The organism is Aquabacterium sp. (assembly GCF_016195855.1).
GTDB lineage: Bacteria > Pseudomonadota > Gammaproteobacteria > Burkholderiales > Burkholderiaceae_C > Aquabacterium.
In genome coordinates this window covers 197318-212246 of the sequence record NZ_JACPYU010000015.1, presented here as the reverse complement: position 1 = coordinate 212246, position 14929 = coordinate 197318, and the positions used below count along the sequence as shown (strand labels likewise).

General features: G+C 62.5%; 11 protein-coding genes. 8 read left to right on the top strand and 3 right to left on the bottom strand.

The annotated features are described in order from the left end of the window. Positions 1–120: 120 nt before the first annotated feature. Together HY019_RS13270 and HY019_RS13265 are read left to right on the top strand one after the other, a co-directional pair. Entirely contained in the window at positions 121–1374 is a 1254-nt protein-coding gene (locus tag HY019_RS13270) for a glycosyltransferase WbuB (RefSeq protein WP_290692833.1), read from the top strand. Continuing rightward, positions 1374–2540: a hypothetical protein gene (locus HY019_RS13265; RefSeq protein ID WP_290692831.1), complete on the top strand. Its 1167-nt coding sequence runs from the start codon at positions 1374–1376 to the stop codon at positions 2538–2540. Before HY019_RS13270 ends, HY019_RS13265 begins: the two co-directional genes overlap by 1 nt. On the opposite strand, the gene HY019_RS13260 is transcribed toward HY019_RS13265, so the two are convergent. The 3 genes from HY019_RS13260 to HY019_RS13250 form a co-directional block, all read right to left on the bottom strand. Further along, entirely contained in the window at positions 2498–4018 is a 1521-nt protein-coding gene (locus HY019_RS13260; protein ID WP_290692829.1) for a DUF1501 domain-containing protein, read from the bottom strand. The two genes, HY019_RS13265 and HY019_RS13260, sit on opposite strands and share 43 nt — an antisense overlap. 8 nt (positions 4019–4026) lie before the next feature. After that, a complete protein-coding gene (locus HY019_RS13255; protein WP_290692827.1) occupies positions 4027–5847 on the bottom strand; it encodes a DUF1800 domain-containing protein in 1821 nt (606 codons plus the stop codon). A gap of 148 nt (positions 5848–5995) precedes the next feature. After that, positions 5996–7087, bottom strand: a complete 1092-nt coding sequence (locus HY019_RS13250) for an NDP-sugar synthase (RefSeq protein ID WP_290692825.1) — start codon at positions 7085–7087, stop codon at positions 5996–5998. 431 nt (positions 7088–7518) lie between these two features. Between HY019_RS13250 and HY019_RS13245 the strand changes: the two genes are divergently transcribed. The 6 genes from HY019_RS13245 to HY019_RS13220 all read left to right on the top strand — a co-directional run bounded on the left by HY019_RS13245 (position 7519) and on the right by HY019_RS13220 (position 14655). Next, the gene (locus HY019_RS13245) at positions 7519–8808 is read left to right on the top strand and encodes a galactose oxidase-like domain-containing protein (protein WP_290692823.1); all 1290 of its coding nucleotides are present in this window, start codon (positions 7519–7521) and stop codon (positions 8806–8808) included. A 226-nt stretch (positions 8809–9034) separates the two neighbouring features. After that, positions 9035–10048 carry a glycosyltransferase family 1 protein gene (locus HY019_RS13240; RefSeq protein WP_290692821.1) on the top strand — a complete coding sequence of 338 codons (1014 nt, stop codon included), beginning with the start codon at positions 9035–9037 and terminating at the stop codon, positions 10046–10048. Then, a complete protein-coding gene (locus HY019_RS13235) occupies positions 10045–11178 on the top strand; it encodes a glycosyltransferase (protein ID WP_290692819.1) in 1134 nt (377 codons plus the stop codon). Before HY019_RS13240 ends, HY019_RS13235 begins: the two co-directional genes overlap by 4 nt. A 25-nt stretch (positions 11179–11203) precedes the next feature. Further along, positions 11204–12532, top strand: a complete 1329-nt coding sequence (locus HY019_RS13230; protein WP_290692817.1) for a UDP-glucose/GDP-mannose dehydrogenase family protein — start codon at positions 11204–11206, stop codon at positions 12530–12532. Then, a complete protein-coding gene (locus HY019_RS13225) occupies positions 12529–13548 on the top strand; it encodes an NAD-dependent epimerase (RefSeq protein ID WP_290692815.1) in 1020 nt (339 codons plus the stop codon). The genes HY019_RS13230 and HY019_RS13225 overlap by 4 nt, the downstream gene beginning before the upstream one ends. A gap of 51 nt (positions 13549–13599) precedes the next feature. After that, positions 13600–14655, top strand: coding sequence for an acyltransferase (locus HY019_RS13220; protein WP_290692813.1), 1056 nt, complete (start codon positions 13600–13602; stop codon positions 14653–14655). Positions 14656–14929 lie beyond the last annotated feature (274 nt).

Below are 14929 nucleotides of genomic sequence, written 5' to 3'. Positions count from 1 at the left end.
CATGATCCGAATGGATCACGGTATGGCGTGCCTGCAACCGGAGGCCGATCGGACTACATGCTGCTACTTCAAGGCGTTACACGCCTGCGGAACCATCCGGGCTTATTCGAGGAAGCCCTGATGAAAATCCTGATCTACAGCGCCAACTATGCGCCCGAGCCAACTGGCATCGGCAAGTACTCCGGCGAGATGGCGGAGTGGTTGGCGGCCAAGGGGCATGAGGTGCGCGTGGTGGCGGCGCCGCCTTATTACCCGAACTGGAAAGTGGCCGATGGCTACCAATGGCCGCCCTATCGTCGCGAGTCGCTCAACGGGGTGGACGTGTGGCGTGCGCCCTTGTGGGTGCCGGCGCAACCCGGCGGCGTCAAGCGCGTGCTGCATCTGCTGAGCTTTGCGCTGAGCTCTGCGCCCGTGATGCTGCGCCAGACCTTTTGGAGCCCGGATGTGGTGTTGACCGTGGCACCCGCCATGGCCTGTGCACCCATGGGCTGGCTGACGGCTCGCCTGTGTGGCGCGACGGCCTGGCTGCATGTGCAGGACTTCGAGGTGGATGTCGCCTTTCAGATGAACCTGCTCAAGGGGCGTCGCCTGAAGTCGCTGGCCTTGTGGCTGGAGCGCAGCGTGCTGCGCCGCTTTGACAAGGTCTCATCCATTTCTTCCAAGATGGTGGAGAAGCTGCGGCTCAAGGGCCTGGACGGCGATGCCATCGAGCTGTTCCCCAACTGGGTGGACACCGCTGGCGTGAACCCTCTGCAGCAGCCCAGCAGCTTCCGGGCGCAATTGGGCATTCGCCACGACCAGACCGTCGCGCTTTTCTCTGGCACCTGGGGGAGCAAGCAGAACCTGCTGTCCATCCCCGCTGCGGCGCGCCTGCTTCAGCACCGCCAGGACATCGTGTTCGTGATCTGCGGCGATGGCGTCATGCGTGCCGAGCTGGAGGCCGCCTGCGCCGGCCTGGGCAACGTGTACTTGCTGCCTTTGCAACCCACGGAGCGCCTGTGCGATCTGCTGGGCATGGCCGACGTGCACCTGCTGACGCAAAGCGCCGAAGCAGAGGACCTGGTCTTGCCCTCCAAGCTGACAGGCATGCTGTCCAGTGGCCGTCCGGTGGTGGCCACGTGCCGCACGGGGACGGAGCTGGGACAGGTGGTGTCGCATTGTGGCCTGGTGGTGGCGCCCGACTGCATCCCGTCTCTGGCCGATGCGGTGGTGGCCTTGGCCGATGATCCGGCCCGTCGCCGTGAACTGGGCGGCTTCGCCCGCAGCTACGCGGAAAAGAGCTTCGCCAAAGAACCCATCCTGGCGCGCTGGCTGGGTCTGGCCACGCGCCCACGCATGCCTGCAACGGTCTTGCCGGAGCAAGAGGCCAATTGATGACGTCGCCAGCCCGCCTTGTCGCGGTCCTGCTGTTGGGGCTGGCCTGCGTCGTCCTGGTGTCGGTGCCTGTCTTGTCGGTTGGCGAGATCCTCAGCAAGGATGGGCTGGATTCCTACAAGTACATGGTGATGGGGCATCAAGGGCCACAGGCGCATGTGGCCTCGCCCTTCATGTACCGTATTTTGTTCCCCTGGATGTCATTCGCGTCCGGGTTGGAGCCGCTGGCCTTCTTTCGCACGGTCTCGCTCACCTCCGTGGCACTGATGGCGCTGGCCGCCTGGCGCATCGCCACGGCTTTGCAGATCCGACTTGAGCATGCCTTGCTGGCGCTGTCGCTGGCTTTGCTGACCGCGGTGGTCAAGCTGTGCGCCACGGCGGGCTATGTCACCGATTTGCCCTTGATGGCCGCCACGATGTGGGCGGGCTATTTCTACCTCAGGAGATGGCACGGGTACATGGCTTTGTTGGCCGCCGTGATGGTGGCCAACCGGGAGCTGTCCTTCCTGCTGGTGTTGCCCGCGCTGCATGAGGTGTGGCGGGCTTACCGGCGCAAGGCGCTGCCTGTCCGATCTGCCATCGTGCAGGCCTTGATCCTGCTCGCGCCAGCCATGGTGGTGCTGGTGTCGATCAGGTGGCTGGTGGGCGCACCCGATCAGCACCTCAGTGTGCTGGACGCCTGGCACAGCTCACCGTTCCCGCACCCCGCCTACTGGACGGGCATCGCAGGTCGACTCGGTGGCTGGTTGTTCCCCTTGTGCGCGCTGGCCTTCATCCTCAAGGTGGACAACCTCCAACCCATCCTGACCATGTTCATGGGGGGCGCGGCCATCGCCTTGCTGCAGACCTTGCTGGGCACGGACACCAGCAGGCTGGGGGCCTCCGTCTTGCCGCTGGCCGTGGTGTTGTCGGCTGCGGCATTGGCCAAGGCCCGCTTGCCCTGGTATGGCCTGATCGCGCTGTGCCTGATGCAGTACCTCAGCTTCGTGATGGACTTCACCGACCCCTGGCTCTTCGGTGCGTTCAGGCAGGTCATCTACGTGAAGTACGCCTTGGCCGGTGCATCCATGGCCTGTCTGCTCGCCATGCTGGCGTGGTGGGCCTGGACTGCTGTGGCAGGTGCTCAGGTGCGCAGCAAATTCGGTATCTTGTCAGCGGCGAAGTAGGGCAGCCTGGGGAAGACCTCGATCAAGTCCTGATTGCTCAGGCCAAACCACCTGGCCAGCATCGCACCGTACTGCTCGATGGCCAGACGCGGCAGCAAGATGCCGTTCTGGATCTGATCGGGCGAGTTGTCGAAGTCGTTGCCGGTCTGGCTCCGGGTGCCATACACCGGGATGTCCCCGCCCACCATGCCGCCGCGCACGGCGCCGCCCATCACGAAGTGGTGGCCACCCCAGCCGTGGTCGGTGCCGTCGCCATTGCTGGTGAAGCTGCGGCCGAAGTCCGATGCCGTGAAGGTGGTGACCTGATCGCTCATGCCCATCGCGGTGATGACGCCGTCAAAGTAGGCGATGGCATGGTTGAGTTGGGCCATCAGGCCTGCGTGGCTCTGGTTCTGGCCATTGTGCGTATCAAAGCCCCACAGGTTGACGAAGAAGACCTGGCGCTTGAGGCCCAGGGCCTTCTGGGCACTGATGCAGCGGGCCACGATCTGAAGCTGCTTGGCCAGCGTGTTCTGGCCGATCGCGCCCCGGATGTCGGCGTAATTCAACAGCTCGGCAGGGCCAAACGGCTTGCTGCTGGCGCCCGGCAACGCAGCCGACAGGAGCTTTTCCGCATCCATGCTGCGTGCCGCCACGGCGGCCAGGTCCCGCTCCATCACGTGCTGGCTGCGGCCACCGCGTACCACGCGGGCCATGGCATCGGCCAGCTCCGGCACGTTGTACAAGCGGCTTCTGCCCGTCGCGTCTACGGTGGTGCCCATGCGCACGGCGCCGTCCAGCGACACTTGATACTGGCGCGTCTGCTGGCCTGACAGCCACACCGCATTGCCCCAGGCCGATATGGCAGTGAACATGCTGTTGTCTGCGGCGGCCATCATGTCGGCCATGCGCCCGCCCCAACCCACGGTGGCGCCTTCGGGTCGCAAAGCCTGCCAGGTCGACTGCTGGTCGTTGTGCGAATACAGCTTGCTTGGAATGGCCTTGCTGCCGCCCTTGTACTGCTCACGGGTCAGCGGCTCCAGCAAGGGCCCCACATTGGCCACGATGGCCAGCTTGCGCTGCTGATTGAACAAGCCTTGCAGATAAGGCAGCAGCGGGTGCAAAGCCAGGCTGCGGCCTTGCAGGTTCATGGCCGGCGTCAGCGGCAGGACCCCGCCCAGGCGCTTGGGTGTGCCTGCGGCTGCGCTGAAGTCAGGTGCCACATCTTTCAGCAAGGCGATGGAGTCGGGCAACTGCGTGCGTGCCGCGCTGTAACGGCTCCAGGAGCTGGCATCGGTGGCCAGCACGGTATTGAAGGCATCGTTGCCGCCTTGCAGGAAGATGCAGACCAAGGCCTTGTAGTCAGTGGCCGTCTGTGCGGCTGCGGAGCTCGCTGCCGCCAGATTCAATGCCATGGGGGCGCCGGCGCCAAGAGGGGCGAAAGCCGCCAGTTGCTTGAGGAACAGGCGCCGGGTGCAGGGACTGATGGGGGTAGACATGTTCTGGCTCACTTCTGCACCTGGAATTCGGGAGACACGGCGGTCAAGAGCACGGCGCTGCGCACGCGGGTCAAGGCAGTGGAGCGAACCTGCTCCGCCGTGGTCGCACCCGGCACCCTGAACTCCACCGCCGACACGGCCTTGACGATCTCGGCCTTCAGCGCTGCCGGCATGGCGCCATACATCAGCCGTTCACTCAACAGATCGACCAGCACTTGCGGTTGGTCGCTCAACTTCAACCAGCCATCTGTCGGGTCCAGGTTGAAGTTGAACTGGACATCGCTGCGTGTGCCATTGCCAAAGCCATAGGCGCCCACGCCCGCAAACATCAGGTTGCTCATGAAGGTGGCATAGCCGGCTGCGCTGGTCTCATGCACCAGTTGCATCTCGGGCGCCACGAGCCCTGCGTTGGCTGTGGCGGAGCTGGGCGGCACAAAGCCCGGCCTGAAGAAATTGAACACCGACGGCGAGCGCAGAGGCGCCTGGTTCAAGGCGGTGGCGGGCTCTTGCGTGGGTGAAACGAGGAAGTAGCCTGTGTCGGAGTGAATGCCCACGCCACGCAAGACTGCAGAGAGCTTGAGGATGGGTTCTCGCACCTTGCCAAAGGTCGTGCTGCTCAGGGCTGCAGCGGTGTTGCGCGCTTCCGGATCCAGCAGCACTGCACGCACCAAGGCGCGCATGCTGCCGCCAGATTGATTGAAGGCGGTGGCCACACGTTGCACATAGGCCTTGCTGGGGTTGCTGGTCACCAGTCGCTGGATCAGCTGCCGGCCAATGAAAGGCCCCACATTGGGGTGCTTGGCCAGGGTGTTCAAGGCCAGGCTCAGGTCACCTTCCGGCGAGGGGAAGAAGCTGGCCGCTGCAATCGTCACACCCAGAAAGCGCTTCTCGCTGCTGGCGTGATAGCGGCTGTAAGGGCGCATGTTGTTGACGAACTGCCGGCCCGTGGCCGAGCCATCGCTGCGGCCCTCACCCCATAGAAAGCATCCTTCCTGGGGCCAGGTCGGGCAGTCCCAGCTCCAGCCTGTGAACACCTTGGCCAGGCCCGCGATGTCATTGGCGTTGTAGGTCTCGATCGGCTGGCCGTTGCCATCCAGCTTGAGGCTGCCATCGGTCTGCAACTCATACAGCCCGATGGAGAACAGCTGCATGATCTCGCGGGCAAAGTTCTCATCGGGCACGCGACCGGTGGCCGAGTCTTCCTTCTGATTGCGCAGGTGCGACAGGTAGCAGCCCATCACCGGGTGAAGCGTCACGGACTCCAGCAGGCTCCGATAGTTGTCGAAGCTCTGGCGCCCCAGCATGTCCAGATAGGAGGCCACACCGCGAATGTTGTCCGCGCCACAGGCGTCCGCCCAGGACACCACGAAGATCTCGGACAGGGCAAACGCCAGCCTCTGTCGCAGTTGATCGGGGCCGGCCAGGGCGTGTGCCCAGAAGCTGTGAACGAGCTCGTCTGCGCCAGCGCCATGCCCGGGGTTGGCCGCGTTCAAGGCCGTGTTGCGCATCTCCCAATACGCCTGGTGCGACAGCGTTGGCAAGGGCGCGTCGAATTGCTCCTTGAGCCAGGCCTCATAGCCAATGGCCATGAGATGGTCTATCTCGGGCTCGGTCGGTCCAAAGGTGGCTTGCGTCAGAAAGCGCGCCGCTTCCTGCCGGGACGCCGGTGTGACCGTGCTATCTATTGCAGCGCCAGCCGCAGCCAGGCGCTGCGTGGGCGTGCCACTCAACGCGTTTGCATCACCTGAATCGGAGGCGCTCGCATCACGCCCGCCACCACATGCTGCCAGGCTCAAACCCAGCACACCAATCACCAAAATCCGTCGCATTCCGAAGCCCCGCCAACAACCATTGCCGGACGCATCTTCGGCCAAATCAGTCAGCAGGCACTGCGGAAAAGATCATGCTTGACCAGCCACTTGCCTCCGGTTACCGAAGACACGGCTTTGGCGTGATCCGAACGGACTATGGTGAGGCTCAGGCGCGTGCATCACCCCAGCGCACGCCCTTGGTTTCTTCGCCCTGGTACGTGGTCTGGCCATGGCGGTCAACCACATACAAAGGTGAGGCAATGACTTCGATGAACTCATTGCCACTATTGAGTCGCGTGTAATCGAACAGCACGCTGCGTACCAGCTTGCTGCCCGTACGCAAACGGCAACCACGCCCAAGCCACGCCGGGCCTTCGATCTTGGCGCCCGCCTCGATGCACGATCCAGAGCCGATGTAAACAGGGCCCTTGATGTCGACCTTGTCCCAATCCACATTGGTGTTCAGGCCCACCCACACGCCAGGGCGCACTTCCTTGCCGGGCATGCGCATGTCGGCGATCTCGCCGGCCAGCACGCGTTGCAGCACCGTCCAGTAGTCGCTCACGCGGCCAATGTCGATCCAGTGGAAGGGGCGGCTTTGCGCATAAAAAGGCAGGCCCTGGTCCACCAGCATCGGGAACAACTGGCTGCCGATGTCGAATTCCTGGCCTCGCGGCACCAGCTCCAGCGCGGCTGGCTCGAAGATGTAGATGCCGGTGCTGGCCAAAGTGGAGCGGGCTTCTTCTGGCGAAGGTTTCTCCTGGAAGGAGCGCACCTTGCCATCCGGGTCTGCCACCACGATGCCGTAGTTCTTGACCTGGTCGCGCGGCACCTCCAGCGTCACCACGCTGGCCATGGCCTTCTTGGCGTGGTGCTCGGCCAGTGCGGCCGTGATGTCCAGGTCCACGATGGCGTCACCGCAGATCACCAGCGTGGTCTCGTCAAAGAAGCCGCTGAAATCCTGGATGTGGCGCATGCCGCCGGCCGAGCCCAATGGCTTGGGCACGATCTCGCCATGCTCGCGCACGCCTTCGTACGAGTAGCCGATCTCCACGCCCCAACGCTGGCCATCACCAAAGTAGTTCTCGATCTTCCAGTGGTGATGGGCCACGTTGATCATGATCTCGCGCACGTTGTGGCGAGCCAGGTGTTCGATCAGGTATTCCAGAACCGGCTTGCCCAGGATGGGCACCATGGGCTTGGGCATGCCCTTGGTCAGGGGCCTCACACGGGTACCTTGGCCTGCGGCCAGAATCATGGCTTTTGTCATCTGCTGCTAACAACTGGGGGCGAAAACGAGATTAGGCATTGGGCACCCTCGATGTGTCACGCCCATGGCATACCCCTGAATGAAGGGTAGTGATACAGAGTGTTGCTGATGTTGATCAAACATTTCAGGCGTTAACCTGTTGTGATGTGATGGGGGCAGGTTAAGGGGCATTGATGGTGGCGAGGTTTGCGAGCGGGCTTTTACGTGGCGTTCTGGCTGTGGTCCTGGTGGGTGGCGTGGCCGGCGCGGGCTGGTGGCAGTGGCGCCAGCAGGCTGTCACACCTGCCGAGTTCCACCTTCGTGGCAAGTTCGGTTCTGTGGTCCCCTGGCCCATCATCCCGATTCAGGTTGCCGTGTTGTCTGATGGCCGTGTGCTGGCCTATGGCACCGATCGCCAGGGGCAGCAAGGCTCCAACGAGGTGTTCGACGTCTGGGACCCCCGCAAAGGGACGGGGCCAGATGCGCACCTGGTCTTGCCCAATGGAACGGGCACCGACATCTTCTGCAGTGGCGCCGTCATCATCCCGTCGTCCGGGCAGGTGCTGCTGGTGGGAGGAGACCGCACCGTCAACGGGGTGCGCAACTGGTCGTCGCCGGACATCAACTTCTATGACATCAAGACCGGCGTCATCAAATCGGCCGGGCGCACCATGGAGCGCCCGCGCTGGTATCCCACCGTGATGACCTTGGCCAACGGCGAGATACTGATACTGGGGGGGCGGCTGGACCTTGAGCATTACGCGCCCATCCCCGAGTTGTTCAATCCCCAGACGGGTTGGCGAACCTTGCCCGGGGCAGACAAAAACGAACTTTTCGGCTCCCAGAACTGGAATTACCCACGCGCCTGGCAAACCCCTCGCGGCGATGTTTTCTCACTCAATCGCCTGGGTGATATGTACAGCGTCAAGGTGGACGGGCAGGGCGGTTTCACCAAATTGCCTCAAAAAGTATTCCGTGGTCATTCCTATTTGCCATCCCTGATGTACGCGCCGGGCAAGATCTTGTCCATGCGCCTGGGGGGCATCACCTACAACATCGATATCAACCAGCCTGAGCCTGTGATCAAGCGCGCTGCGTGGTCTGGCCTGGCGCGCTTCAATGCCACGGCCACCGTGCTGGCCGACGGCAAGGTCTACGTCAGTGGTGGCAGCCTGCGCAACAACGACAACAGCTCCGGGATTCTGTCCAATCGTCTGTCCGAGATCTGGGATCCGGCCACGGACAAATGGTTGCCAGGTGCCGTCGCAGCCAAGGCCCGCCTGTATCACTCCGTGGCCTTGTTGCTACAGGATGGCACGGTGCTCACGGGGGCTGGTGGCGCTGGCGCCAAAGATGCCGACAACAACCTGGATGCCGAAATCTACTACCCGCCCTATCTGTTCAAAGCCGACGGCAGCGGGCAGTTTGCCGAGCGCCCCGCCATCCAGGCGGTGCCGGACTTCATTTCATGGGACAAGGCTTTTCAACTCAAGGCAAGCGCACCTATTGGTCGCTTTACTTTGGTAAAAATGGGTTCCGCCACCCATTCCCAAGTATATGACCAGCGTTTTATTGAATTGAATTTCAAACAAAATGGAGATGTGTACGAGGTGTCTGCGCCATCTAACCCCTTGGTGGCCCCCCCTGGTTACTATTTTCTGTTTGCTGTTGACCGCCAGGGCGTACCTTCTGTTGCAAAAATCATTCGTCTTGACACAGCTGTGTCGTGATGGCGCCGTGTAAATGTGGGCTCAACCCGTCGTTAGGGGGGAGCCAATGCGACATTTCCAGCCCTGTTGTGCGTACACTTGAAGGCTTGGCAGCCTTGCAGTCTGGGCGTGCCTTTTGCGGCCACTGGACGAGGAGTTGATGGCTGAGGCTCTAGGGCAAATTGTGATCAATGGTCGCTTTCTGCAGCGTCCCGTCACCGGGGTGGAACGCTTTGCAGCAGAGACCTTGACTGCGCTCGACCATCTGTTGGGCGCGGGGGCTTTACCTCGCCTGTCCCTGGTGCTCGCGGTGCCTGCTGGTACCGAGCCCACCGTGCGTTTTCAGAACATCCCGGTTCAGCAGGTTGGCCGTCACCAGGGCCATCTCTGGGAGCAGCTGGATTTGCCCCTTTACTGCGGCAAACGGCGCCTGATCAATTTGTGCAATACCGCGCCCATTTTCAAAAGAAACCAGATCGTGGTGATTCACGACGCGGCGGTATTTTCTGTGCCTCAGGCATTCAGCGCGAGTTTCCGGCTGGCCTACAAAATCATCCACGGCGGCCTGTCGCTGGTGGGCGCGCGCATCCTCACTGTTTCAGAATTTTCAAGGCAGGATCTGGCCCAGCATCTGCCCCTGAAAGCAGAGCGCATCGCGGTCTTGCCCGAAAGCGCCGAGCATGTGCTCAGGCACCTGCCGGACCGTGCCTTGCTCGAACGCGCCGGCCTGGCCAAGCGCCCCTACGTGCTCGCAGTCAGCAGCATGGCCGCGCACAAGAACTTCAGCCTGGTGCTGGAGGCCCTGACCCAGCTCGACAACCCGCCTTTTGACGTCGCCATCGCGGGTGGCGGCAACGCCAAGGTCTTCGGTCATGGTGGCGAGCTGGCCTCCGATCGCGTCAAATGGTTGGGCTACGTATCCGACGCCGAGTTGCGCGCCTTGTATGAAGGCGCCATGTGCTTTGTCTTCCCGTCCATCTACGAAGGCTTCGGCATCCCGCCGCTGGAGGCCATGCAGTGCGGCTGCCCCGTGCTGGCAGCGCGTGCCGCCTCCATCCCGGAAGTTTGCGGTGATGCCGCCATCTACTTTGACCCCCAGGACGCGGCCGCATTGGCCCAGTTGTTGCTCAAGGTTGCCAACGACGTATCGCTGCGCAACACCCTCAAGCAAAAAGGGTTGGCCAGGGCGCAGCAATTTACCTGGAAGCGGGTCGCACAAGAATTGGCCAATCAAGGTTTGCTCAAAGGGGTGCCTGCATGAAGCAGTTGCCGCCCAACACCGTTCAGGTGCTGCACTGTGCCGAGACCATCAAGGGCGGCATTGCGAGCTACCTGCGTGAGTTGCTGGTCTGTCAGGCCCGTGATTTCGGGGGCAGTGCCGTGGCTGTGGTGATCCCCGCCTCGCAGGCCTCGGAGTTGCCTGTGCCGCCGGGCGTCATCGTGGTCACCTACCCGGACAAGGCTGGTCGGGCTGTCAATGCGATGCAACTGGGCCTTGTCGTGGCCCGCTTCGTGCGCCAGCATCAGCCCAAGGTGGTGCATGCCCACTCCACCTTCGCTGGGGCCGTGGTGCGCCCGCTGCTGGCCATGATGGGCTTGTCCAGCCGCGTCATCTACTGCCCACATGGTTGGGCTTGGGACCGCAGCATGGGCCCCGTTGCGCGCAAGGTCACCCAATGGGTGGAGCGTGAGCTCGCTCAGTTGTGCAACAAGGTGGTGTGCATCTCCGAGCACGAACGCAAGTCCGCGCTAGAGGCCGGGCTGGCGCCCGAGCAACTGCACGTGGTGCTCAATGGCGTAGCTGAAAAAGCGCCCGCCCCCAGGGGCAACGTGCCGGCCTGGCCCCCCGGCCGCAAGCGCCTCTTGTTCGTGGGGCGCTTCGATCAGCAAAAGGGGGCCGACCTGTTCTGCGCGGCCCTGCGAGAACTGGGCGACGAAGCCTTTGGCGTGCTGGCCGGTGGCTCGGTGCTCTACGACACCCATGGCCTGGCCTTGCCTGACAACGCCGAGTCCGTCGGCTGGATCAATTCGGCCCGTCTTGAAGCCTTGTTCAAGACCGCTGACGTGCTGGTGATGCCCTCGCGCTGGGAGGGCTTCGGCCTGACCGCTGCCGAGGCCATGCGGGCCGGTGTGCCCGTGCTGGCGGCCCGTGTGGGTGGCCTGCCGGAGGTCGTGGCCCACGGCGAAACAGGCCTGCTGTTCGAGCCGGGCGACGTGTCGGGCATCGTGAGTGCCGTGAGGCAGCACAGCCTTGAAGAATGGCGCGCCATGGGCCTTGCCGGCCGGGCCCGCTTTGAAAAGTTGTTCACGATGGAGCGTGTACACGCCCAGTTGTGTGGACTGTATGAGTTCAGCACGGAACGTGTTCCCACGGTGACCTGCGTGCGTTAAATCGGAGTTTTCATGAAAGTTTCTCATGAAAGTTTCAGTGGTTGGCACAGGCTATGTGGGCCTGGTGACGGGTGCATGCTTGGCCGAGATGGGCAACGACGTGCTGTGTCTGGATGTGGATCCCAACAAGATCCGCATCCTGGAAGAAGGCGGCATCCCCATCCACGAGCCGGGCCTGGACAAGGTCGTCGAGCGCAACGTCAAGGCCGGGCGCCTGTCGTTCACCACCGACATCGCGCGCGCCGTGGCGCACGGCACCATCCAGTTCATCGCCGTGGGCACCCCGCCTGACGAAGACGGCTCGGCCGACCTGCAGTACGTGCTGGCCGCCGCGCGCAACATCGGCCGCCTGATGACCGACTACAAGGTCATCGTTGACAAGAGCACCGTGCCCGTGGGCACCGCCGACAAGGTGCGCGCTGCCGTGGCAGACGAGCTCGCCAAGCGCGGCAGCGACGTCAAGTACGCCGTGGTCTCCAACCCCGAGTTCCTCAAGGAAGGCGCGGCGGTGGACGACTTCATGCGCCCCGACCGCATCGTGGTGGGCGCCGACGACGAGCAGGCCATCCTCTTGATGCGTGCCCTGTACGCGCCTTTCCAGCGCAACCACGAACGCCTGATCGTGATGGACGTGCGCAGCGCCGAGCTCACCAAGTACGCCGCCAACGCCATGCTGGCCACGCGCATCAGCTTCATGAACGAGCTGGCGCTGCTGGCCGAGAAGATGGGCGCCGACATCGAGCAGGTGCGCTTGGGTATTGGTTCTGACCAGCGCATCGGCACGCACTTCCTGTATGCCGGCTGCGGCTACGGCGGCAGCTGCTTCCCCAAGGACGTCAAGGCCCTGATCAAGACAGCCAGCGGTGCCGACCAGGAACTGCTGGTGCTCAAGGCCGTGGAAGACGCCAACGAGCGCCAAAAGACCGTGCTGGTGAGCAAGGTGGTCAAGCGCTTCGGGGCTGACCTGAAGGGCAAGCACTTTGCGCTGTGGGGCCTGGCCTTCAAGCCCAACACCGATGACATGCGCGAGGCCACCAGCCGCGTGGTGCTGCAAGAGCTGTTCGAGCGGGGCGCCACCGTCACGGCCTACGACCCCGTGGCCATGGCCGAGGCCCAGCGCATCTTTGGTGATGACGCGCGCCTGAAGTACGCCGACAGCCCCAACGCCGCGCTGCAAGGGGCCGACGCGCTGATCATCGTCACCGAGTGGAAGGAGTTCCGCAGCCCTGACTTCGACAAGATCAAGGCCAGCCTCAAGACCCCGGTGATCTTTGATGGCCGCAACCTGTACGAGCCCTCGCTGGTCAAGCAGGCGGGCCTGAGCTACGAGAGCATCGGGCGCCAAACGACATGAAGATCCTGGTGACAGGTGCAGCCGGTTTCATCGGCATGCACACCACGCTCAACCTGCTCAAGCGGGGCGATGAAGTCGTGGGCATCGACAACATGAACGACTACTACGACCCGCAGCTCAAGCGGGATCGTCTGGCCGAGATCGACCGCCACGCCCCCGCCGGGCGCTTCCGCTTCCTTCAGATGGATGTGGCGGACACGTCCTCCATGAACGCGCTGTTCAGGCAGGAGCGCTTTGACCGCGTCGTCCACCTGGCCGCGCAGGCCGGCGTGCGTTACTCGCTGCAGAACCCGCATGCCTACGCGCAGTCCAACCTGGTGGGCTTCGTCAACGTGCTCGAAGGCTGCCGCCACAACAAGGTGCAGCACCTGGTGTATGCCAGCAGCTCCAGCGTGTACGGCGGCAACGTCAAGATGCCCTTTGCCGAGAGTGACCCGGTCGACCACCCCGTCAGCCTGTATGCGGCCACCAAGAAGGCCAACGAGCTGATGGCGCACACCTACAGCCACCTGTACGGCCTGCCCACCACCGGCTTGCGCTTTTTCACGGTGTACGGCCCATGGGGGCGGCCTGACATGGCGCCCATGCTGTTCACCAAGGCCATCCTGGCGGACGAAGCCATCAAGGTGTTCAACCACGGCCAGATGAAGCGTGACTTCACCTACATCGACGACATCGTCGCTGGCGTGGTGGCCACCATGGACCGCATCCCCGAGCCCGATGCCGGCTTCGACCGCCAGCAGCCAAACTCGTCCTCATCGTGGGCGCCGTACCGCGTGTTCAACATCGGGCACAGCGAGCCGGTCGAGTTGCTCACCTTCATCCAGGCCATCGAAAAGGCGCTGGGCAAGGAGGCCGTCAAGGACATGCAGCCCATGCAGCCTGGTGACGTCGTGGCCACCTATGCCGATACCTCCCGGCTGGAGGCCTGGACGGGTGTGCACCCCCGCGTGTCGATTGACGAGGGTGTCAAGCATTTTGTGGATTGGTACAAAGCTTACTTCAGCAAGGCTTAAAAGGCACAGAACTTGTATGTACGCTCCCTCGATTCAAAAAGAGGGCGTACCGTGGTTTCCAGAAACATCGCGTTGGACTATGCCAAGGGTATTGGCATCGTCGTTGTCGTATTTGCCCATCTGTGGCGCGGGCTGAGTGGCGCCGGTTTGCTCGACAACTGGCGCCCTGATCTGGTTGCTGGTGTGAGCAGCGCCTGCACGCTGTTGTCCATGCCCATTTTCTTTTTCGTGTCCGGCCTTTTATATGGCCGAGGCATGGAGCGCCGGCACGGGCTCAAGGAGTTTGCCGGCAAGGTGGACGCCATTTTCTACCCCTACCTCATCTGGTCGGTGGTGATCGGCCTGTTCGAGGTGCTGGGCTCCGGGTTGCGCAACCACAGCGGTGGCTGGGGGAATTTGCTGGATATTCTCTGGAACCCCCACGGCATATTCTGGTTCCTCTACGTTTTGCTGCTCACCTTCGCCCTGGTTGAGCTGGTGATCTACTTGGCGGGCGTTCAGCGGGCGCGCTTGCTGGCGCTGCCGATTGGTGCTTTGCTGTTGCTGGCTTACCCCTGGGCGCCCAAGTTGTTTTGCCTGCCCGAGCTCTGCATGAGCTTCATTTATTTTGCTGTGGGCCTGACCCTGGCTGGCGCGTTGCCCAAAGTGCAAAAACCTTCCTGGCCGGGTTTCATGCTGGCATTGGCGGGGCTATCGCTGCTGACCTTCATGGTGCACGCCGTGTGGGACATGGGGACGCACAGCCTGCGCTCCGTTTCGCCCAATGCGCTGTTAACGGCGCTGGCTATCCTGGTGCTCTTCATGGCGATGTGCTATGCCTTGCCCGAGAAAGGCCTTGCCTGGTTGGCTTACCTGGGTGAGCGCTCCATGGATATTTACCTGGTGCACCTGCTGTTTGTGGCCACGGTACGGATTTTCCTGCAAAAGGCCATTCACGCGCATGCGCTCATGATTTACCTGGTGCCAGGTATATGCCTGGGTATAGGCGGCTCACTGATTTTGACGCACTGGTTGAAATCAGGGCGAGCAAAGTATCTCTTTGCTCCGCCTGATTTTCTATCGCTGAAGGCCAGGCTTGCATCTGCTGGTCAACCCGCAGCGGCCTGAAATATTTCATTACAGATTGATGAAAATTGGTGCGCACCGTTTTTGCGCAAACCAATGGAATCAAGCCGCAGATCGCTCGGACTAAGCAAAGATCCCAGTGCATTAAATGCCACCCTGTGTCCTATACTTGCCCGCCGCCCGCTGGGTGGGGCATGCAACAGTTTGTGACGAAACTGCGTGGCGTGAACTCGTCACGGGGGCAAAGACAGCTAATCGGTAAGCTTCGGGCCATTGATGTCGATAGCCTGGTAGTTAGACCGTTCAGGGTTGGTGA

What these genes read in the sequence shown, in the direction of transcription:
- HY019_RS13270 (WP_290692833.1), top strand. Translation starts at nt 121, where the DNA reads ATGAAAATCCTGATCTACAGCGCCAACTATGCGCCCGAGCCAACTGGC.
- HY019_RS13265 (WP_290692831.1), top strand. Translation starts at nt 1,374, where the DNA reads ATGACGTCGCCAGCCCGCCTTGTCGCGGTCCTGCTGTTGGGGCTGGCC.
- HY019_RS13260 (WP_290692829.1), bottom strand. Translation starts at nt 4,018, where the DNA reads ATGTCTACCCCCATCAGTCCCTGCACCCGGCGCCTGTTCCTCAAGCAA.
- HY019_RS13255 (WP_290692827.1), bottom strand. Translation starts at nt 5,847, where the DNA reads ATGCGACGGATTTTGGTGATTGGTGTGCTGGGTTTGAGCCTGGCAGCA.
- HY019_RS13250 (WP_290692825.1), bottom strand. Translation starts at nt 7,087, where the DNA reads ATGATTCTGGCCGCAGGCCAAGGTACCCGTGTGAGGCCCCTGACCAAG.
- HY019_RS13235 (WP_290692819.1), top strand. Translation starts at nt 10,045, where the DNA reads ATGAAGCAGTTGCCGCCCAACACCGTTCAGGTGCTGCACTGTGCCGAG.
- HY019_RS13230 (WP_290692817.1), top strand. Translation starts at nt 11,204, where the DNA reads ATGAAAGTTTCAGTGGTTGGCACAGGCTATGTGGGCCTGGTGACGGGT.
- HY019_RS13225 (WP_290692815.1), top strand. Translation starts at nt 12,529, where the DNA reads ATGAAGATCCTGGTGACAGGTGCAGCCGGTTTCATCGGCATGCACACC.